Source organism: Collinsella aerofaciens, from assembly GCF_015548375.1.
GTDB classification, from domain to species: domain Bacteria; phylum Actinomycetota; class Coriobacteriia; order Coriobacteriales; family Coriobacteriaceae; genus Collinsella; species Collinsella aerofaciens_AB.
Genome location: NZ_JADMWW010000059.1, coordinates 1 through 1,031, shown reverse-complemented (window position 1 = coordinate 1,031; position 1,031 = coordinate 1). Strand labels below are relative to the sequence as shown.

Annotated in this window: 1 protein-coding gene; it reads right to left on the bottom strand. The window is 49.5% G+C overall.

All coding sequences use genetic code 11. The annotated features are described in order from the left end of the window. Positions 1-97 precede the first annotated feature (97 nt). Positions 98-838 carry a transposase gene (locus tag I1969_RS10965; protein ID WP_040359946.1) on the bottom strand — a complete coding sequence of 247 codons (741 nt, stop codon included), beginning with the start codon at positions 836-838 and terminating at the stop codon, positions 98-100. Positions 839-1,031: the final 193 nt, after the last annotated feature.

Here is a 1,031-nt window from a genome sequence, read left to right as displayed (position 1 = left end):
CCCATCATCGCGGTCTACGGGGTCAAAGATATGGCACCGTGGGGACACATGTATGTCAATCCTGGTCTAACAGAGCCTTTTTTAATCATTTGGAGCGTCATTTCGCCCTTTGAATGATATTGGTCCCAATTCCCGTCAGACGCGAAATCTGGTCAATCGTAAACCCCCGATGCCTCAACACTGCCAGAAGACGATTTCGCTCTGATTTCGGCAAAGTTTTAAGCTGATAAGGCTCATGCGGAGCCAAAAGAGCCCGGGCAACTTCCAGCGCATCCATATCGGAGATATGCTTACCTTCGGGCATAAAATAGGGATTAGGCTTGCCGTCGGTACTCGAAAGATAAAACGCTTCCGTACCCCCAAACAGATTGAGAATACCTTCACAATCACAAATTTCGGGATGAGAGAAATACTCATGGAAGCTGCTCCAGCGATACAGAGGAGCAGAAGAAATACCTGCTTTTGCAGGATTGTCGTGTATGTATCGGACGCAACGGAGCAGCTGTTTGTCGTCAGAAATGATCACACTCTTGAATCGTTCCTGGAACACCGGTCCGCGGCGGCCGGTTTTTTGATTGAAGTGTTTCGCATATGCCGTATCAATCGCATGCATAGCAACGCTCATCTGATTATCGAGATCATCAAATAGCAGGTGAACATGATTGTCCATGAGGCACCAGGCAAGAAGACGAATATGAGCGGACGTAAATCGTCTGTTCAATAGATTGAGAAAATAAAGGCGATCGTCATCGTCTTCGAAGATCAGCTGGCCAGCACAGCCCTTGAGCATGACGTGATAATGGCCGAGTTCGGACAACGCACGGGCAACACGAGTCATCGAAACCCTCCCTTCCAAGGATGCAGTAGTCACAGCATACAAAAGGAAAGGAAGAAAAAGGCCGAACCGCCCAACAAAGGTGAGCGGTTCGGCAAACGGTAGCAATGATTATTTTAGGCTCTGTTAGACCAGGATTGACATGCCGACCTGCCGGCTAACTCGCCGTCTCCCCGTCGGGCGCCGGCGTCTTGAC